At 47.2% G+C, this 21,161-nt stretch carries 13 protein-coding genes; 7 read left to right on the top strand and 6 right to left on the bottom strand.

Annotated elements, in window-relative coordinates; all coding sequences use genetic code 11:
* Positions 1-57: 57 nt before the first annotated feature.
* Complete coding sequence (locus tag RHEIN_RS09465; RefSeq protein ID WP_008898752.1) at positions 58-342, bottom strand: DUF6482 family protein; 285 nt, start codon at positions 340-342, stop codon at positions 58-60.
* A 109-nt stretch (positions 343-451) separates the two neighbouring features.
* Positions 452-1,609, bottom strand: a complete 1,158-nt coding sequence (locus tag RHEIN_RS09470) for a DcaP family trimeric outer membrane transporter (RefSeq protein ID WP_008898753.1) — start codon at positions 1,607-1,609, stop codon at positions 452-454.
* Positions 1,610-1,870: 261 nt separating this feature from the next.
* On the opposite strand from RHEIN_RS09470, the gene acs reads away from it, so the two are divergent.
* Positions 1,871-3,820 (top strand): acetate--CoA ligase, encoded by a 1,950-nt coding sequence (acs, locus tag RHEIN_RS09475; protein WP_008898754.1) that lies wholly within the window; start codon positions 1,871-1,873, stop codon positions 3,818-3,820.
* Positions 3,821-3,918: 98 nt separating this feature from the next.
* Positions 3,919-4,590: a response regulator transcription factor gene (locus RHEIN_RS09480; RefSeq protein ID WP_008898755.1), complete on the top strand. Its 672-nt coding sequence runs from the start codon at positions 3,919-3,921 to the stop codon at positions 4,588-4,590.
* Positions 4,591-4,643: 53 nt separating this feature from the next.
* Here the strand turns inward: RHEIN_RS09480 and RHEIN_RS09485 are convergent, their stop codons facing one another.
* Positions 4,644-5,708 carry an AI-2E family transporter gene (locus RHEIN_RS09485; protein ID WP_008898756.1) on the bottom strand — a complete coding sequence of 355 codons (1,065 nt, stop codon included), beginning with the start codon at positions 5,706-5,708 and terminating at the stop codon, positions 4,644-4,646.
* 267 nt (positions 5,709-5,975) lie between these two features.
* Complete coding sequence (locus RHEIN_RS09490) at positions 5,976-9,512, bottom strand: hybrid sensor histidine kinase/response regulator (RefSeq protein WP_008898757.1); 3,537 nt, start codon at positions 9,510-9,512, stop codon at positions 5,976-5,978.
* Positions 9,513-9,696: 184 nt separating this feature from the next.
* Here RHEIN_RS09490 and RHEIN_RS09495 point away from each other — a divergent pair, with 184 nt between their 5' ends.
* From RHEIN_RS09495 to RHEIN_RS09510, 4 genes are all read left to right on the top strand, one after another.
* Complete coding sequence (locus RHEIN_RS09495; protein WP_008898758.1) at positions 9,697-9,963, top strand: DUF4212 domain-containing protein; 267 nt, start codon at positions 9,697-9,699, stop codon at positions 9,961-9,963.
* Positions 9,964-9,973: 10 nt separating this feature from the next.
* Positions 9,974-11,689: a sodium:solute symporter family protein gene (locus RHEIN_RS09500; protein ID WP_008898759.1), complete on the top strand. Its 1,716-nt coding sequence runs from the start codon at positions 9,974-9,976 to the stop codon at positions 11,687-11,689.
* A 72-nt stretch (positions 11,690-11,761) separates the two neighbouring features.
* Positions 11,762-13,582, top strand: a complete 1,821-nt coding sequence (locus RHEIN_RS09505; protein WP_008898760.1) for a putative nucleotidyltransferase substrate binding domain-containing protein — start codon at positions 11,762-11,764, stop codon at positions 13,580-13,582.
* Positions 13,583-14,242, top strand: coding sequence for a 3'-5' exonuclease (locus RHEIN_RS09510; RefSeq protein WP_008898761.1), 660 nt, complete (start codon positions 13,583-13,585; stop codon positions 14,240-14,242).
* A 149-nt stretch (positions 14,243-14,391) separates the two neighbouring features.
* Here RHEIN_RS09510 and RHEIN_RS09515 read toward each other — a convergent pair whose 3' ends face one another.
* Positions 14,392-17,067: a TonB-dependent receptor gene (locus RHEIN_RS09515; RefSeq protein WP_008898762.1), complete on the bottom strand. Its 2,676-nt coding sequence runs from the start codon at positions 17,065-17,067 to the stop codon at positions 14,392-14,394.
* Positions 17,068-17,338: 271 nt separating this feature from the next.
* Between RHEIN_RS09515 and RHEIN_RS09520 the strand changes: the two genes are divergently transcribed.
* Entirely contained in the window at positions 17,339-19,690 is a 2,352-nt protein-coding gene (locus RHEIN_RS09520; RefSeq protein WP_008898763.1) for a beta-N-acetylhexosaminidase, read from the top strand.
* Here RHEIN_RS09520 and RHEIN_RS09525 read toward each other — a convergent pair.
* Positions 19,687-21,141: a M81 family metallopeptidase gene (locus RHEIN_RS09525; RefSeq protein ID WP_008898764.1), complete on the bottom strand. Its 1,455-nt coding sequence runs from the start codon at positions 21,139-21,141 to the stop codon at positions 19,687-19,689. The genes RHEIN_RS09520 and RHEIN_RS09525 overlap by 4 nt on opposite strands.
* Between the last annotated feature and the right edge of the window lie 20 nt (positions 21,142-21,161).

A 21,161-nucleotide genomic window follows, 5' to 3' on the forward strand; every position in this document is an offset into this window, starting at 1 on the left:
CGAGATCGTTCGCTCAGAAAAAAAGCAAAGCGTGCAAAAAAGAGACTTTTTCTTCCCCTAAACAGGAATACGCAGACTATTGTCGACCTTTTCAGGGCCTCCAATCATTTCATCGTACGCAGATTGATGTTGTAACCAGGATTTTTTGATAGTTGCATCAGCCAAAGATTGTTTCACCTGCTCCACACTCAAAAAACGTTGAGGTCTGTTCTCAGCGTCAACCAAAAAGGCAACTCTGTCATCATAGTCTACCTGAGCCAAATAGATGCCCATTTCAACTGAATAGATCACAAGCTCGTTAATCACCACATCCTGACGGTTAAGGTGCTCCAGTCTGTGCATAATACAATCCTCATTAAAGTAACTTTATTACTCTACGAGGCAGGATTCAGTCTGGATTTATTTAGAAGTAGAAAGGACGACTAAAGTCGTCCTTTCTGTGGAGGGGTAATCAGAAATCGTATTTAGCACTAAACTGCACGCGATTTAGATCACCTTCGTCTCCTGACAGGATTTCGCGGGTAGCGTGACGCAGCTCTACACCGAACATCAACTTACTGGCTGCTTGATAGATAAGGTTGACTGCATAACTGCTGGTATTGTCTGTTACAGCTAAACCAGTTAATTGTGCGTCATTATCAATATGCTGAGCTGAATAAATCAGGCTTGAACGCCATTTATCGGCCCAGGCATGTTTATAAGCCAACGCATAACCCGTGACTTTAATCGCATCCAGTTTGCCTGCAGCGTCAAGCACTGCATCGTTGCTGGTGTTTAACCCTATATAACGCCCTAAACCTTCGCCACTATTAATAGTGAAACGAATATCGTCTGTGGCTGAGATATTGTATTTGCCTGACAAAGACACTGCATAACCATTAGTGCTGTCATCCAGACCAGCAGACTCAATAGACAGCTGGCGAGCCATCACAGCCAGCGCCACAGAACCCCAACTTGCTGCATGATGATATTTAACGACCACATCTGGCACTGAGTTATCGTCAGTTACTATACGGGCACCACCACCATTTGGAGTCACAGTTGTTTCAGGATTTTCCAACGCCACTTGCCAGCCGCCATTGGTATAACGGATCTGTGCTTGACGGTTGAAGATGGCACCATCCGTATTACCTACGAAATCCAGACTATCGGGTAAAGAAGCGACATCCATAAAGGTTGACCAGGTTTGTCCCATCAGCCAGTTCTCATAACTTAAAAAGGCATGGCGAATTTCCGGGGCATAACCATTACTAATACGTTCATCGCCAATAGGAGTCGACATCATGTCAAACTCGATCATGCCCGTCACCTTTTTACCATTATCTAAGGTTGTGGCCGTCTTAAAGAAGAAACGTGATTGGCGGGCATGAGTGTCGAATGTAGCGGACTCACCCTCTCCACCGACTGGCGTGAGGCTTGGAACATAAAAGTCACGGCCTATGCCTGTGGCAATTTGACCATCGGACGTATCTGTCCACATAGTGTCGAGTTTAATGTAACCACCATAAGTAAGTTCTGTGTCACCAAATGTCACTGCGGCCTGAGCCTGAGAGCAGAGCCCGGCTAAAGCTAAAGCGACTAAGCTGGCAAGAGTTTTTTTCGTCAGCATTGTTTTCTCCTGGTCCAAGTTAAAATGTTGTTATTGTCTGTACCACCGCTCAACTTTGGTTTGCTTTTGCCAAAGCGACAATTAGCCTTTAGTCGCAGATTGTTTTTTATTCAGTTGCAGCAAAGACGTCTGAGGTTGACTTGGCTAGACTAAGGTCTAATGTTGTTAGCAGCTTAAAAAAGGTAGAACAAGCACAGCCATAACAGGTGGTTGTCGCTATTGGACTAAGCCACCGAGCCTACAAGACAGGGGAATATTAAAATGAGTCACGCCCAGCTTTATCCGGTACCAGAGCACACCAAAGCAAAGACTTTGGTGACTAACGAACAGTATCTGGCGATGTACGAAGAGTCGGTGAATCAACCGGACCAATTTTGGGCTACACATGGCAAACGGATCAGTTGGTTTACTCCTTTTACCAAGGTAAAAGACACCAGCTTTGATTTAGGCAATGTGCATGTCAACTGGTTTAGCGATGGCAGCCTGAATGCGAGTTATAACTGTCTGGATCGCCATCTGCCAGAGAAAGCCAATCAGGTTGCGTATTATTGGGAAGGGGACGAGCCCGGCGTGCAAAAAGCCGTGACTTATCAGGAGCTATACGACGAGGTGTGTCAGCTTGCCAATGCAATGCGCACTTTAGGTGTGGGCAAAGGCGATCGGGTTACTATTTACTTGCCGATGATCCCGGCTGCAGTTGCCTCATTGTTGGCTTGCGCCCGTATTGGTGCTATTCACTCTGTCGTTTTTGCCGGATTTTCACCTGACGCTTTAGGCAGTCGTATTCAGGACTGTGATTCAAAATTAGTCATCACGTCCGATCAGGCCGCCCGTGGCAGCCGTCTAACTTATTTAAAAGACAATACAGATCAGGCATTAGCGCACTTGGGTGACGCTAACCCGGCTAAGCATGTGATAGTAGTTAAACATGTGGGTGAAAATATCGATTTTCATCAGGGCCGCGACTTGTGGTATCACGAAATTCTGGCAAAAGAGCCGAAGCACTCTGAACCTGAAGTCATGAACGCTGAAGATCCACTCTTTATTCTTTATACCTCAGGCTCAACCGGCAAACCTAAAGGTGTTCTGCACACGACAGGTGGTTATATGGTCTGGGCTTCGATGACACATCAGTATGTGTTCGACTATAAAGAAGGTGATATTTACTGGTGTGCCGCTGATATTGGCTGGGTCACAGGACACACTTATATAGTCTATGGCCCTCTGGCCAATGGCGCGACCAGTGTTTTATTTGAAGGCGTCCCCACTTACCCTAGTGTGAAACGTATTGCTCAGGTGGTTGATAAATACAAAGTAAATATCCTTTATACAGCGCCTACCGCTATTCGCGCTTTAATGGCGCACGGTACAGTGGCTGTAGACGGCGCTGATTTATCTTCACTCTCTATCTTAGGCAGTGTGGGTGAACCTATTAATCCGGAAGCCTGGAGCTGGTATCACGCCAGTTATGGCAAAAGCAACTGCCCTATTGTCGACACCTGGTGGCAAACAGAAACGGGCGGCATTTTAATTACCCCTCTGCCAGGAGCAACAGATTTAAAGCCTGGTTCTGCGACACGACCATTTTTTGGTGTCAAACCTGCGATTGTAACCAACGAAGGTGAATTGGTTGAAGGCGTGGCTGAAGGCAACCTGGTGATCCTGGACAGCTGGCCTGGTCAAATGCGTACTGTGTTTGGTGATCATGAACGTTTTGAACAGACGTACTTCAGCACCTATAAAGGTATGTATTTTACCGGCGATGGCGCTAAACGTGATGAAGACGGTTATTACTGGCTGACAGGCCGTGTCGATGACGTACTGAATATTTCAGGTCACCGTTTAGGCACAGCTGAAATAGAAAGTTGCCTGGTGGCTCATGATGCAATTGCAGAAGCCGCTGTAGTGGGTTATCCACATGACATCAAAGGCCAGGGTATTTATGTTTTTGTCGCCCCTCGTGTGGGAGTAGAGCCCAGTGACGAGCTGACTAAAGCAGTACGCGATTGGGTACGTCGTGAGATCTCCCCTATTGCTGCACCTGATATTATTCAATGGACCCCGAGCTTGCCAAAAACCCGTTCTGGTAAAATTATGCGCCGGATTCTGCGTAAAATTGCGGCCAACGAATACGATCAGTTAGGCGATATCTCGACTTTAGCCGATCCATCAGTTGTGGAACATTTGATCCAAAACAGATTAAACCGCTAATCTGTTGACAATAAGTTGCTAATGTTTAATTAATAGCAACAACACTTTAGCTGAACCCAGCCTATGCTTTTTAGCACAGGCTGGGTTAGGAGTTTTATATGGCAAAGTTAATTGTCGCAGATGACCATCCACTGTTTCGAAATGCACTGATCCATGCGATCAGTAATACCTTTGTGACCAAAGCTACTATAGAAACGGATAGCTTTGAGGCCACCTGTGAAGCCCTGCAGCAGCATCCGGATGCCGATCTGTTACTGCTGGATTTACATATGCCTGGTAACTGTGGTTTTTTGGGGCTGATCCAACTTCGTAAACAATACCCTACCCTGCCTATAGTCGTGATTTCAGCCAGTGACGATGTAGATGTGATCAAGCGCGTGATGGCTTTTGGTGCTTCCGCTTTTATCCCAAAATCGTCCCATCCTGCAGAAATTGGCAAAGCCTTAAGTGCGGTGATTGACGGAGAGCTCTGGGTTCCACCGGCCATTCGTAGTCAGGTGATGAACCAGCAACAACATCAGCCCGATTTAGATCTGGCCGCTAAGGTGGCGGAGCTCACCCCCCAACAATATAAAGTATTGTTTTATTTAACCGAAGGCTGGCTGAACAAACAGATTGCTTATGATCTACATATTTCTGAAGCGACTGTAAAAGCCCATATCACTGCTATATTCCGTAAGCTTGGCGTCACCAACAGAACACAAGTGGTGATCCAGGCCCAGCGTCTGCAACTGGAAGCCCCTGCTGACAAGACGCTGGTCGCTCAATAGTTTTTGAGCGACACCGGGTTCAACAGAAAGAACTCAAAACGCAACAGGCCTGATTATTCAGGAGTGTTGCTGTGGTGAGGTTGTTGGAACTCATCGATAAAAATCTGCCAGAACACTAAAAACAGCGCTGCCACCATAGGTCCTAACACAAAGCCGTTAATACCCATCAGGGTAATACCGCCTAACGTGGAAAACAGCACTAAATAGTCAGGCAGTTTAGTATCACGTCCAACCAGAATAGGTCGTAATATATTGTCAGCCAGACCAATGACTAAAGCTCCATAGGCCACCAGAATAGTAGCAATCACCCAATCACCTGTGGCATACCAATACAAAGAAACCGGCAACCAGACCAAAGCAGCACCTACCGCTGGCAATAACGACAAACATGCCATCACCACGCCCCACAAAATAGGTGCAGGCAAACCTAATAACCAAAAAATGAAGCCACCTAAAGCGCCCTGTACTATGGCTACCACCAGGTTGCCTTTGACTGTGGCACGGGTCACTTCAGCAAACTTAGCAAAAAGTATGCGTTCGCGCTCATCACCTAAAGGCAAAGCCTTGACCATTAACTCGACTAAACGAGGACCTTCACGCAGTAAGAAAAAACTCAGGTACAACATCAGACATAAGCTCAGGATAAAACCAAAAGTGTTTTGCCCAATGGCCAATGCCTCTTTTGCCAACAAGCGACTGGCCTCCACTGCACCTGAGGACATTTTTTCACGCAAGCCATCGGTTTGAATACCAAAGCGACTCAAAAACTCAGTGACTACCGGAAAAGCCTGACGTATAGCTTCAATAAAACCGTCCGGATTAATTTCACCACTTTCAATTTTTCCATAAAAGGCCACGCCTTCCTGAATAAAAGCGGCACCAATAGCAAGCACAGGCAGGATCACAACCAACATACAAAGCAGCAGAGTTAACAGAGCCGCTCTGTTGGGTTTATCTCCCATCAAACGTAAAATTTTGGTATGAACCGGATAAAAAATGACGGTCATGGCACAGGCCCAAAAAATACTGCCCCAAAAAGGTTCAAGCACCAAACCAAAAATCAGGGTCACAATGACCAACATCACTAAAAAAACCCGTTCTTCTAACTTAGCCAGCATAAAGCGCTCCATTGCTGTTTTTATTCTCTTTGGCTCATTTAATCACAAAGACGGCAAAGCACCTAGGGCGTGTTGACGTTTCGAGATTAAATTTTGTTCGTTCTGGCGCCGCCTTGAGCGCGAAAGGAGGAGCGAAGTTTAGTTATTCTAAATGAGCGACGAGTGACAAAGCTCAAGGCGCCGCCAGACGAACCCGAAGGGCAGCGCCTGGCCGGCCTTTCTGCTGCAAAAATAACCCTGAAACGTCAACACGCCCTAGAGACTGTATTACGAACGTTGATTTTTTAAATGATTAATACCAGCCCGCAGTGCCGCAGGTTTGATAGGTTTGGCTAAAAACAATAAACCCGCAGCTTTAGCCCGTAAGGCTAAATCAGGTTCTGGCGCTGCTGAGACTAAAATGCCAGGCACTTTGCCCCAGTACTGCTGCAGCTGTTGATACAATTCCAGACCATTTAGTCCCTGCCCCAATTGGAAGTCCAGAATCAATAAGTCTGGTTTAGCTAAGGCAGGAGCTTGCTCTAACAACTGCTCTGCACGGACATAACTCTTCACCTCCCCAAGCTGCCACTGCTCCAGTAATACCCGAAGTGCCGCCAGATTCGAGCTGTCATCGTCCACACAAAATACCTGCCATTGCGGTAAAACAGAGCTTTGAGTCTCTGCCACACTCTGCTCTGCTGCTATTGCCTGATCAGATGCCAGAGGCAAATACAAACTAAAAACGGTGCCTTTACCCACCACAGACCGAACCTCCAGTTTGTGGCCCAACAATTTGGTCATTCGTTGTACGACCGCAAGACCAAGGCCAACGCCCTGCTGCCCTCTGGCCGTGCTGTCGACTCGGTAAAAATCATCAAAAATACGTTTTAGTTCATGCTCTGCCACACCAGGGCCTGTATCCCATATTTGCAACAACAGCAGTGTCCCTCTTTTACGACAAGACACCAGAACCTGGCCAGATGGTGTGTATTTAATCGCATTACTTAAAATATTCTGCAGAATACGCCGCAGATAGGTCGCATCACTTTGCACTTGCCATTCGCCAAAATGAGTCCGAAGTTTCAGTTGCTTCTGATCAGCCAGCCAACTGAATTCATCTGCCAGCGGTTGCAAAATGCTGTTTAGCGCCACCACCTGAGTTTTTGGCTGTAAACGCCCGTCATCCAGCCGGGCTATATCCAGCAAAGTAGCAATAAGCTCCTCAGTGGCTTTCAGCGAATTATCTAACTGATGAATAATTTTTTGCTGACTTGTTTCTGCACTCTGATCCTGCAAAGCCGCAGTAAAAAGACGGGCAGCATTAAGCGGCTGTAAAATATCGTGGCTGGCTAAAGCCAGAAAACGGGTTTTTGATACATTGGCCGCTTCTGCCTCTGCCTTGGCTTGCAATAACTGCAACTCAGTCGCGCTGCGGCGTGTCACCTCTTCCACCAGTTCCTGATTCATTTCACTGATGCGCTGAGTCCGTTCCTGTACCCGCTGCTCCAGATGTTGTTTAGCCTCAGCCAATTGCTGCACAGCCCGCACATGTTCGGTAATGTCGGTAAAGCTGGTAACAAAACCCCCACCAGGTATTGGATTGCCACGCATTTCTATCACAGAGCCATCAGGCCTGACCCGCTGAAACACATGAGAAGTACCATTTTGCATATGAGCAATACGTTTGGCCACATGCTCTTCAGGTGCGCCTTCGCCAAAAAGTCCCCGCTCGGCGTTAAAGCGCACTATATCCGCCACAGGACGGCCAATACGGATCATGCCATCCGGGTAATCAAACATTTGCAGATAAGCTTTGTTCCAGGCCACCAGTTTCAAATCCCGGTCTACCACACTGACGCCCTGGCTTAAATGCTCCAGAGTTGAAAACAAAATTTTGCGGGAGAACTGGATCGCCTGAGTTGTATCATCAAACAGAGTAACAACATCTTCCAGCTCCAGTTGCCTGCCTTCTGTAGCAGCGCTCACCACGGCCAGCGCTGAAGCAGCACCTATCACCCCTGCCAGCTCCCGCTCAACAAAAGCAATAAGTTCAGGCCCTGCAATACTGTCTGTTAAGTCAAGGTCAGGAAAACGACGTTGGAATTCTGCCATAGCTTCGTTGCATCGTTGAGCCCCGATAAAACGTTCCAGCAGCATGGTAATATCGGCCCTGCGAACCCTTGCTCGCCTGACTGGTGTTTCTTTGTGTTCAAGTGGCAAGGTAGGTTTAACAAAAGCAGCAGCCTGCAGACGGTCTTTTAAATTCACGTTAACCAGCATGGAAAACAGCAGATAACAGGCCAGATTTAATCCTAAAGACCAGATCACGCCATGACTTAAGGTATCCAATTGCATACCAAACAGAGAGGTTGGTTTTAAAGCCTCAATACCAAATAAACCTTGTTGCAACACCGTCTGTTCAAGCACTCCTACAGCAGCCAATTGTGGCACCATCAGACAGAAAAACCACAAAGCAAAACCAACAGCCACTCCGGCGTAAACACCAAAGGCATTGCCGTGACGCCAATACAAACCACCGACAACGGCTGGAGCCAGCTGAATAGCCAAAGCAAAGGCTAATAATCCTGTTTCTGCCAATTCATAATTACGGGCAAATAAAGCGTAGTAGCCATACGCCAGTACCATCACCACAATAATCATGGTGCGGCGTACCAACAAAATCAGACCGCTGTAGTCTTTAATACGCTGACCATGGCCTGGACGACGTAAAATGGCGGGCATCACCACGTCATTACTGATCATGGTACTCAATGCCAGTGTAGAGATAATAATCATTGAAGTTGCTGCGGAAAAACCGCCAATAAACACCAGTACACTTAAAGTATGCCAACCGGATTTTTCCGGGATCAGCAATACAAAACTATCAGCCAGATGCTCCTGCCCTGGAAATAAATGCATGCCAGCCAAAGCAATGGGGATCACCACCAGTGTGACTAACAATAAGTAGCTGCTGTACCAGCGTTTGGCATGGCGTAAATGCCGGTGATCGACATTTTCGACAAAAGCGACATGAAACTGACGGGGAAGTAGAAAAATAGCCGTCATCGCCAGTAGTGTTTTAATAGCAAAAGAAAACCAGCTGTTATGTTGTGTGCTGTGTTGCAGGTGGCTGGCATGATCAACAAAGTCGCGGACTCCGACCTGATCAGGCAGTAGCAACCAATAGGCCATCAACGCCAGACAGAGCAGAGCAAATAACTTCACCACAGATTCGAAGGCAATAGCCACCATCACACCACGGTTTTGCTCCGTCAGTTGTACTTTGCGGGTGCCAAATAAAATAGCAAAGACAGTCATAGCCATAGCACTAAACCAGGCGGTGTCCTGCCACCAGGGCAGAGACTGATCAGATAAATCATGCCCCAGCAGCACCTGATAGGAACTGGCGACGGCTTTTAATTGCAAGGCAATATAGGGGATCACCACCACCAGACATAACAAGGCAGTGACTAAAGCAATGTTTTTACGTTTACCATAACGGGCACTGATAAAGTCAGTAATAGAAGCCACGTTTTGTTTTTTCGCCACATACAACAGCTTAAACAAAAACGGCTGAGCAAACAGAAACACCAGTACAGGTCCGAGATAAATCGGAATATAGTCCCAGCCCTGAGTCACAGCTGTACCTACAGCGCCGTAGTAGGTCCAGGAGGTGCAATACACAGCCAAAGCCAGGCTATACAGCAGCCCCCCATACTTTCGTAGTAGTTGATCGCCGGCATGGCGTTCGCCCCAGTTTGCGATAAAAAACAGTAAACCTACATACAACAAGGCCAATAAGGCGACTATCCAGGCTGACAAAGCGCACTCCCCTCTGATTTCTGAGGTTACTTTTGGCATAAAGCTGCAGAAAGTCAATGATCTGGCGTCTGAGGTTCGACTAAAGTCGGGCTATCGCTTCCCACACCTGCTGCTAGATTAAGCATGCTAGTCAACAGAATTTCTATAACAACCACAAAAAACAAACAACAAGAGGAAGACAACGATGGCATTTCAAAGCAATGAATTAGCCAAAGCCTATTGGCGGGAGAACGTCTCGCTGATGCTCAAACTGCTGGCGGTCTGGTTTACAGTATCCTTCGCTGCCGGGATTTTATTTGTAGACCAACTGAATATGGTGCAGTTTTTTGGCTTTAAGCTCGGATTTTGGTTCGCGCAGCAAGGCTCTATCTACACCTTCGTTCTGCTGATCTTTATTTACGTCATCAAGATGAATGCGCTTGATCGTAAATACGATGTCCACGAAGACTAAGGGGTAGATGATGGACTTACAGACTTTAACTTATTTAGTGGTCGGGGTGACTTTTGCCATCTATATTGGCATCGCCATCTGGGCTCGCGCAGGTTCAACACAGGAGTTCTACGTGGCTGGCGGCGGTGTATCGCCTTTAGCGAACGGTATGGCAACTGCTGCTGACTGGATGTCTGCCGCGTCATTTATCTCTATGGCCGGTTTAATTTCTTTTATGGGCTACGACGGTTCAGTGTATCTGATGGGCTGGACAGGTGGTTATGTGCTGCTGGCTTTATGTTTGGCCCCCTACCTGCGTAAGTTTGGTAAATTTACAGTACCTGACTTTATAGGTGACCGTTATTACTCTCAGACAGCTCGTACAGTGGCTGTTATTTGCGCCATCTTAATTTCCTTCACTTATGTGGCGGGTCAGATGCGTGGTGTAGGTGTAGTGTTCTCCCGTTTCCTTGAAGTAGATATCACTACTGGCGTTATCATCGGTATGGCCGTGGTATTTTTCTACGCTGTATTAGGTGGTATGAAAGGCATTACTTACACTCAGGTTGCTCAGTATTGTGTGCTGATTTTTGCTTACATGGTGCCGGCCATTTTCATTTCCATCATGATCACAGGTCATGTGTTCCCACAAACAGGTTTAGGTGCCACCTTGCTGGACGGCTCAGGTATGCACTTGCTTCAACGGCTGGACGGGCTTTCGGCTGAACTGGGTTTTGCTGCTTACACCGAAGGGACTAAATCCACAGCAGATATCTTTGCTATTACTGCTGCCTTAATGGTAGGTACAGCAGGTTTACCTCACGTTATCGTGCGTTTCTTCACAGTACCACGGGTAAAAGACGCCCGTATCTCTGCCGGCTGGGCCTTGATTTTCATCAGTATTTTGTACACAACTGCTCCAGCTATAGGTGCATTTGCCCGCTACAACATGATTGATACCATTAATGGTCCTGATGCTCAGGGTACTTTAATAGCAGAAGCTCCAACCTGGATCAAAAACTGGGAAAAAACCGGTCTGATTAAACATGAAGATAAAAACGGTGATGGTCGTATGTTCTACTCAGGTGATGAGCGCAACGAAATGACTATTGACCGTGACATCATGGTGTTAGCAAACCCGGAAATTGCTCAGTTACCCGATTGGGTGATTGCGCTGGTCGCCGCTGGTGGTATTGCAGCAGCATTATCTACAGCAGCAGGTTTGTTACTGGTGATCTCAACATCGATTTCGCACGATTTACTCAAACGAAATCTGATGCCCAATATCACGGATAAGCAGGAACTGTTAGCAGCACGCGGTGCAGCCGCTGTGGCTATAGTGATTGCAGGTTACCTGGGCATTAACCCGCCAGGTTTTGTCGCGGAGGTGGTGGCTTTTGCCTTCGGCTTAGCTGCGGCGAGTTTCTTCCCTGCTATTATTCTTGGTATTTTCTACAAGAAAATGAATAAGGAAGGAGCTATCGCCGGTATGTTGGCAGGTATCATTTTCACTGTGGGTTATATCCTGTACTTCAAGGGTATTTTCATCACCCCATTTGCTGAAAACAAACCTGAAAACTGGCTGTTTGGTATCTCTCCGGAAGGCATAGGTACAGTGGGTATGTTGGTGAACTTTGTGGTGGCCTATGCTGTCAGCAAATTCACTAAAGAAGTACCGCAGGATGTACAGGATATTGTTGAACAAATCCGTTTTCCAAAAGGTGCTGGTGAAGCTCAGTCTCACTAAGCTAACCTGGAAAAACAGACCCTGACAAGGCGTGGCAACACGCCTTGTTTTTTGACAAAGCAGGAAGGTTGTATGCAGGTTCAGGAAGTTGTGTCTTTTCTAAAGCAAACTCCCCCTTTTGACGATTTAGCCCCTCATGTGCTGGAGAGCGTTTGCAGGGATCTGAGTGTGGTGTACATTGCCTCTGGCGAACACTTGCTACCAGAACCTCAGTTGCTTCTGATCCGCTCCGGCTTATTTGCATTAAATACTGAACAACAACGTCTGACTCATTTACAAAGTGGCGATTTTTATGGCTACCAGTTACTGCTGACAGGCCTCGCTGACCCCGATACTATCCTTTGTGAAGAAGACGGACTGGTGTATTTTTTGCCCCAGCAGAGTTTTGATAAATTACGCCATCAATACAAAAACTTTGATTTGTTTTTCCAGCGCTTATTTAGCCGTCGTTTGCATTTGTATCAAAGCAATAAACAACAAAGTACCTCCACATTAAAAGTTGCAGACTTAGTGACCCGACGTAAAGTGTCGATTGCCAGCAGCAATACAGTGCAACAAGCCGCACTTCTGATGACAGAGCAACGGGTGTCTTGCCTGTTAATTGAGCAGGACGAACAGCTGGTAGGTATTCTGACCGACCGAGACTTACGTAGCAGAGTGGTGGCCAAAAGTTTACCAGCCTCTACGACTGTCAGCGAGGTCATGACCAAAACGCCACAAAGTATCGAAACAGACCGTTTTGCCTTCGAAGCCATTCAGCAAATGAGTCAATACAATATTCACCATTTACCAGTGGAACAGGATGGTAAAGCCATAGGGGTGTTAACCACCACAGATTTAATTCGCAGTCAGCAGGAACACCCTGTTTATCTGATCAGTCATATCCATCGTCAGCATCACTCTGAAGGTTTGAATGCCATTACACCTCAAGTGCAGCAACTGGCCATGCAGCTGGCAGAGCAACAAATTCCCTCCTATGAAGTCAGCAGTGTGCTCACCAGCATTATGGATGCTTTAGCACAAAGCTGGCTGCAGATCGCAGAACAACAACTGGGCCCTGCCCCTTGTGTCTACAGCTGGTTAGGCTTTGGCTCTCAGGCCAGACGGGATATGTTACCCAGCGCCGATCAGGACAATGCTCTGCTGCTGGAAAAAGAGCCTCTAGGTGCTGTAGCCGACTACTTTTCCGCTGTTGCAGAGATTGTCTGCAACGGCCTCGCCTCTTCAGGTCAGGCGCTTTGTGACGGCCATATTATGGCGTCCAACCCAGAATTACGATTAAGCCTTAAGGGCTGGTCGAATCGTTTTGCCAAATGGCTCAATACACCGGACCCGCAAGCGCTTTTAAGCAGCAGTATATTTTTTGATATGCGGCTTATTCATGGCAGTAAAGCCTTGTTTAATGTGCTGCAGCAGGACGTATTGGCGCGCTGTAAAAATAACGAATTGTTTTTATATCATCTGGCAAAAAATGCCACACAACGTCAGCCTCCTCTGGGCTTTTTTAAACACTTTTTATTAGAGCAGGATGGCAGGCAACGTAAAGGTCTGGATTTAAAAAAACGCGGTATCAGCCTGATCACAGATTTGGTTCGGGTGTATGCCTTATCTGCGGGTATCCATGCGGTCAATACCAGAGAGCGTTTAGCTTTATTGCAGCAACAGGCAGTACTGACTCAGCGCCAGCAACAAAATTTGCAGGGCGCTTTTGATGTACTGGCTCATTTACGCTGGCAGTTACAGGCAGAGGATCTGAAACGCGGCCGGCATTTATCTAATTTGCTGGATCCGTCCCAGTTAAACCTGCTGCAGCGCCATCAATTAAAAGACGCTTTTGCCGTGATCATTGACGAGCAGCAAGTGCTCAGACAACGTTTTTGCCGGGAAATTTAAATGTGGAACTGGCTGAGAAAACCAGTCGCTGTGCATCAGCGGGTATTGGATTATGAAAACGAGCACAGTATCGATAAACAATGCCTGGCCAGTAAAGCCAGTTATCTGGTGTTGGATTTTGAAACCACAGGCCTGGATGCAAAAAAACATCATATCGTCAGCGCTGGCTGGGTCAGGATTTCAGACTGCAGAATTCAGTTAAATTCGGCTGTGTATCAACTGGTGAAAAGCCCGGCTTCTGTCGGACAAAGTGCTGTGATCCATGGTCTTCATAACAGTCAGCTGCAACAAGGAATAGAGCTGGAGGAGTTATTAAGCCTTCTGCTACAGGAACTCAAAGGGTCAGTACTGGTGTCCCATCACAGCGCTTTAGAGCTGAACTTTTTAAAGCACAGCTGCCAGAACAGCTTTGGTCGCTCCCCGGCTTTTAAAGCAGTCGACACCTTAAAACTGGAGCTGTATAAAATGCAGCTCAAAGGTGGGCCTGTAGCACAAAATTCATTGAGTTTATCTGCCTGTCTGGCCCGCTATCATTTGCCTGAAGTGACAGAACATCACGCCTTATCCGACGCCTTTGGCTGTGCCCAATTATTACTGGCGCAGCTAAAAACCAGAGGAGCGTCCTGTACACTGGCGGAGCTTTTTCAACAAAGTCGTTAACTCGCGTAGAAGCACCCAAAAGCAGAAAAAAGGACGGGTGATTAGAATTTCAGGAACCAGAGCAGGCTGCACTCTGCTCTGGTGGGATTAAAAACTAATCACCCGGTTACACTCGTTGAACCTGAAGTTGCAGCTGCATTAACTGGTTGTTAATAGCTTACATTCAAGCGCGCACCATACATACGTGGGGGGTTAAAAGAGTTAAAGGTATAACCACCAGTTGCTCCCTGCCCCATCCAGTTTTTCACTATATTGTCACTTAAATTAGTGCCATAAAGCTCGACGTACCAGCTGCTGTCTGTTGGCGCAAATTTCACCGAAGCATTCACATTGGTATAGGCATCCTGGTAGTCGCCTATCACTTTGTTATCCAGATTACGTGGGGTGAAATACTGCTTGTCTTTCCAGCTTAACCCCAACCATGGTGTAACCACATAACCATCCATCTCAAAGTCATGGGACAGATTAACACCAACCGAATATTTAGGGGTGCGTGGCAAGCTGTGGCCCGTTACATCATAGATAGCCCGGCCTTTGATCTCCGGATCATCCCCCAGATACACAGGGGCACAAGCTTCAGCACCAAATTCAGCTCTGTAACCACAAAACCAGTTGTCGTTATAGGTTTTATAGGAGGTGATTTCACTGTCCAGCCAGGCCGCAAAACCTGAGAGACGGCCACCAGACCATGGGATAACTGTAAATTCCAGTTCCAGACCCTGAATATCAGCTTCACCAATATTTTCTGTTTTCCAGGCATTAACTATTTCACAGGCAGGGTTCCAGTCCGGACAAGCCTGGGCCGGAATATTCATACCCACAGCATGCATATCAGTGAAATGCATATCAGTGTATTTGGTCAGAAAGTACACAGCGCTGAAATTTAACCTCTGATCAAAATGATTGCCTTTGTAACCGACCTCAAAGTTTTTGGTGCGCTCTGGTTTGTAATCCAGGTAGCTGAAACGTTCTTCTGAATTTGTTAACTCAGGATCAGCACAAGGACGGCCACCACAGGTATCAAAGCGATCACCAAAACCACCAGGGCGGTAACCTGTAGCTACTGAGGTAAACAGCATCCGACGTTCATCAATGTCATACTGCAAACCTAAACGCCATGTACTGGCTGACCAGTCATTTTTGTAGGTATTGACTGTCATGCCTTCGTAGGCATCTTTACCTGCAAATGGACCCATATCAAAAGTCAGATCAGTACCGTTATGAGGGGCTGTCACACCTAAAGCACCCGGAGTGTAAGCGCCATTGTAATACCAGGTGCCCGCTGTCCAGCCGCCATAAGTAGCACCTGCATTGTCAGAGCGTTCATCCTGACTGTAACGATAACCTGCTGTTGCTGTTAGTTTGTCGGTCAGTAAAAAGTTAGCCTGAGTAAAAATAGCTTTAGAGTCAATCTGACGATCCGGCTGTTCATAAAACTGACCTACAGGTAAACCAAACTCTGCGCCGACCAGGTTATCCTGAGCAAAAGTAATGGCATTTTTTTCTTTTAACCAAAACAGGCCCGCTACGTAATTAAAACGGTCATAGCGTTGTTTTAGTTGTAACTCGTTGACATAAGAACGAAATTTGGAATCCAGCGTATAAGTGGCTCTGTCAACCACATGCTGCATACCCCAGTTACCCCACGGCTGCATAATACCCACGTCTTCTTCCAATGGATGCAAACCACCATCGTCGTCGTGATTCTGCGCCCTTTGCTGCACGGCATAGCCTAAGCGGTATTCCAGATTGGTGTGGTCATTCACCTGCCAGCCATATTTCAGCCGTACAGTGTCAATGCTCATATCAATCATGCCGGGCACGTTCACCAGAGCATACCACTGGCCTTTATCGCCACAGGAAAAACGTGTGCCCTCTACGGCTTCACAATCTTTCATACCCACTTCACCGGCACTACTATTCTGGTAATGCTCATAACCCAAGGTCAGGCTGTGATTGTCGGCAATAGCCCATAAACCGGTCAGACGCATGCCCCATTGATCCGAGTTGGTGTAATAGTCTTCCGGACCTATTTCTTTATTTAAACGCTGGTCGACATCAGGTAAACCGTCCGGAGTAAAGGAGCCGTCGCTTGTTTTGATGCCACGGTCTGTTAAATCTCGTTCCTGATCAATGTAACCGTCTCTTTTGTCGACCATCAAGGCCGCACGAAAGGCAAAAGTATCACTGACGCCAAAGTTATAGACACTGCGTAATTGTTTCGCGCTGTAGTTCCCCAACTGCACATTCGACCAGCCATAGTTTTCACCAAACTCAGGTTTAGCCGGGATCACGTTGACCACACCAGCCGTAGAGTTACGGCCAAATAAAGTGCCCTGAGCACCACGCAAGACTTCCACTTGTTCTAAGTCGAACATCAAGGCCAAAGACCCCTGAGGACGGGGTGAATAGATGCCATCAATATGCACACCTACAGCAGGATCACCAATTTCAGTGAAGTTGGTGGAAGTCACACCCCTAATACCTATTTGCACTCCCGAGTCTGCTGCCGATAAACCAAATTCAATATTGGGCATCATGCCGGTTAAATCGGATAACGACTTGACGTTTTCTCTGACCAGAGTCTCAGGATCCAGTGCTGTCACAGCCAAAGGTGTTTTCATTAAATTAGTGACATCGCGGGTTGCGGTCACATTAATCACTTCTAAAGTTTCTCTTTCTACCTCTTTTTCCTCGATGACACCGCTGTCATTTTGTGCCAAAACAAATAATGGGCTGGCTCCCAAAAGTGCGGCCGAAATGGCCAGACTCAGTTGTGCCCTTTTGATCCTGCTCTTGTTGCAACCGCTAAGTAATCCAGACATGGTTTTAGTCTCTTCTATTTTTGTATGTATGCCTTTGGTCAATGGTGACAGATACTGCAGACTGTCTTTTCACACCAAAGCTGTTCTTTTTGTCCCTGCGAAGTCGAAATCACTATCACAAATTCCGAACTCGAATGTTACTTTGTACCATCAAGTTTAAAAAGTAAACATTATTTGATGAAAAAACAGTTCGATATAGTATCTAATTCTAGACAAGCATCTCTTTATTGCTTATTAATATGTTACCAAGTAACAAGAACCCTTTGCACTTATGCGTACTTTGTATTGCCTCTGCCTTTCGTTTTTACTGCTCCAGCCTGTCTGGGCACAGCCATTGGCTTTATTACCTTATCCAAAACAGCTGAAACTGCACCAGGGTGAGTTTGTGTTTACTAATCAATTCAAGGTGCAACTCCCCGCTGGGCAACCGGAATTAAAAACCGCGGTGAAGCGATTTATTCAGCAAAGCGCTATTACTACCCACCTGGATTTCACAGCTCACAGCGAAGCGCAGCTGTTGATCCGGCTGGATTTGGCGAAAACAACTACGGCAAAGCAAACGGAAGCCTACCAACTGAAGATAAGCAGCAAGCAAATCCAGCTCAGTGCCCGTCATGCCACAGGCATAAAACATGGCCTGCACAGTCTGCAGCAGCTTATTCGACGTCAATCGGACAAGACTGTGCTGCCCGCCCTGCACATTGAAGATGAACCCCGGTTTAGCTGGCGGGGTTTATTGCTCGACCCCGCCAGACGTTTTTTACCTCTGACTGATATCAAACGTCAGTTGGATCTGATGGCGGCGGTAAAACTTAATGTGCTGCATTTGCACTTAACAGATGATCAGGGCTGGCGCTTTGAATCCAAAGTATTCCCAAAGCTGCAGCAAGTGGGCGGCAAAGACGGTTATTACACTCAGGATGAATTACGTGAACTGGTGTTGTATGCCAAAGAACGTGGCATACGAGTGGTGCCTGAAATAGATGTACCGGGCCATACCACGGCTTTGGGTCTGGCCTATCCGGAGTTAATGACAGCTCCGGCTCCCACTGCTGCTGAAATTCACTGGGGTGTGCATCCGGCGGTGTTAGATCCATCCAATGACCAAGTCTATGTTTTCTTACAACAACTTCTCTCTGAAGTAGCAGAGGTATTTCCGGACCCTTACCTGCATATAGGGGGCGATGAAGTGCTGCCGGATCGCTGGCAACAAAACCCAGAGGTTCAGGCCTTTATGCAACAGCAAAAGCTGACTGATGTGGGCGCTTTGCAGGCCTATTTTAATCGTCGTGTTGAGCTCATAGTAAAGAGCCTGGGCAAGACTATGATTGGCTGGGACGAAGTACTGGATGATGAGCTGCCTGACTCTGTGGTGGTGCAATCCTGGCGTGGTACTGAGTCTTTATTTCAAGCCGCCGAAAAAGGTCATGCCGCCATTTTATCAACAGGCTTTTATCTGGATCAGCCACAAAGCGCAGCTTTCCATTATCGCAATGACCCCTTGCCTGATGCTGTTTTAGCACCAGAGCCTAAGCAGATAAAAAGCTGGTCTGGCTGGAATTTCCAGTTTGAACGTAAAAGAGGCTCGCCAGTCACAGGTACTTTGTATCTGCTGCAGTTCATATCTGGCTCAGAGCGTGCTTTTATTCAGTTTCCAGACAAAATGCTGATTGAAGCCCAAGCTGTGAAAGTAAACTCGGGCCAAACAAACTTTCAGTTTGATAGCTGGATGGGACCAGTCAAAGCCCAGCTGCAGCTGACTAACACTGTTCAGGGTAAATTTGTTGTAGGCAATGCGCCTTATCAGCTAACAGGCAAAGCTTTAGCAAAATCAGAGCAGCGATCTTTACCATTCAACTTTGGCAGAACACTGAGTACCCAGGCGCAACAACAGATTTTAGGTGGCGAAATCGCTTTATGGGGCGAATTGATCACGCCAGAACTTATAGATATTCGCTTATGGCCTAACGGTTTTGCTGTCGCTGAGCGGCTGTGGTCAGCAAAAAGCCGCGACGATGAGCAGGATTTTTACCAGCGTATGGAACTGGTGCAACTATGGGCCCAGGACTTTATCGGTTTAAAAAGCCGGCAACAACAAATTCAGGGCTTTAAGCAACTGGTACCCTCATCCCATCTGGCCGATTTGCTGACGCTGGCTGAAACTCTGGAGCCTGCCCATTATTACCACCGTTTGCATGAAAAATCTGTGGCAGGGCTTTACCATCAGCAGGCTCCGCTTAATCAACTGGTGGATTTTTTGCCGGCAGAGCACAAAACCATGCGCCAGTTTGAGCAGGATCTTGTGTTGTGGCTGCAGCAGAAAAAGCCTGAACAACTCAGGCAGCTGCACGATAAGCTTCGCCACTGGCAACTGGCCGCGCAACGTCTTGTAAAAGCACCAGAGATAACAGCAAGCCCCTTATTTCAGCAGATCGAAGACTTATGTCAGGCGGGTTTGGACTTATCGACCAGTATTGACGCTCAGCAACCACTTTCTTTGGCAAAGCTGCAAAAGATCGAACTACAACTGGATAAAGCAGAAGCTATACAGCAGGAGATGATAATAGCGCTGCACAGAGCCATCACGACTTTGCTTCAGGCAACGGCAGCAGTGCACTACTAATCAAAAGGTGAAGCAACAATAGGCCATATAGGGCGGCTTAGTTTTTTATAAGCATTACGTGTCGGATCGCTGGGGTAAGGTGCTCCGGCATCCACATAAATAATATGCGACGCCAAAGGGGCAAAACCCTGATAAAAATGGTTGGTTGATTTGATCAGCAACACTTTGTAATGGCTGGGTTCAATGCCTAAAGCCCGGAATAAACTGGGATCAAAAGACTGGCATCTGTTGCTGTTGAGGATCACCTCAATACCATCAAAGCTTATCAAGGCGCAATCGCCCATAGGCACCAGACTGTCAGCAAAGTCTTGTTGTGCATCGGCTTTTAATCGCAGCACTTTGACCCTTTTATCTATTGGATCTCCTGCTGTGGCACAACTTTTACCACCAAAACGCAGGTCGATGTCAGATCCTTCACCAGCAGCAAAACAGAGTTTGACTGCCATCGGATCCCAGATAGTCCCCACAGCCACTTGCTGCATCTGACGTCTGATCACCTGATGCAAAATTAAAGTGCCGTCCCCCGCCACACCACCACCAGGGTTATCCCAAACATCGGCCAGCACCAAAGTACCCTGCAGTTGTCCGGCTTGATCCAAAGCTGTAGCTATATCATAAAATTGCGGTAAGGTTTGACCGCGATAGGAAAACAGCTCTAACCCTAACTGCCGTGCCAAAGCCTCGCCCTGTTGTGCGTCGTTATTTGTGATCACCAGCAGTTTAGAGCCCATATCCGGCACATCACCGGCCATAAAACCGTGGATCACCGAAATAGACAAGGCCTGTTGGTCTTGTTCCAACTGGCAAATTTTTTCAATAAAAGACTTCATAGGTTCATGACTGGTGGGCAATACATCAATCATGCGGCAATCAAAACAGCTCATTACAGGTTTAATATCGCCCCGGGCTGCGGCTACAGCTAAGTAAACCAGCTCTCGGGCTCTGGCCATAAAATCCAGATGAGGAAATTCTTTAAAGGCAATCAGCAAGTCGGCCGAGGCTAAACGTAAGTCAGTCAGATGACTATGGGGGTCCAGTGTTGCACCAACAATGGCGTCCGGCCCCACTATTGAGCGCACTCTGCTTAACAAGTCGCCTTCACAATCATCATAGCCCTGAGCCACCATAGCACCATGCAGACCCAATATAACCAATTGCACTGGCATAGCGGCTTCGAGCTGGGACAAAATTTCATCGCGTAAGTGCTCGTATGACAAACGGTTTAACAAACCGCCAGGTTCAGCCCAGGCGCAGCTTCCTTCAATCACCTCCACAGCCGAATGCTGCTGCGCATATTCGCGACACGCAACCAAAGGTGCGCTGCATAAGGTGGGTGTTGCAGGATGCTGGCCGGGCGCAGCATAAAAACTTTGGTAAAAACTCACTAAGTCGGTGTACATAGGAGAGAAAGTATTGGTTTCTGTCGCCAGCGACGCCGTAAAAATACGCATAAAGCCTCTGTTACTTAAGG

Origin of the sequence: Rheinheimera sp. A13L, from assembly GCF_000217935.1 — a bacterium.
GTDB lineage: Bacteria > Pseudomonadota > Gammaproteobacteria > Enterobacterales > Alteromonadaceae > Pararheinheimera.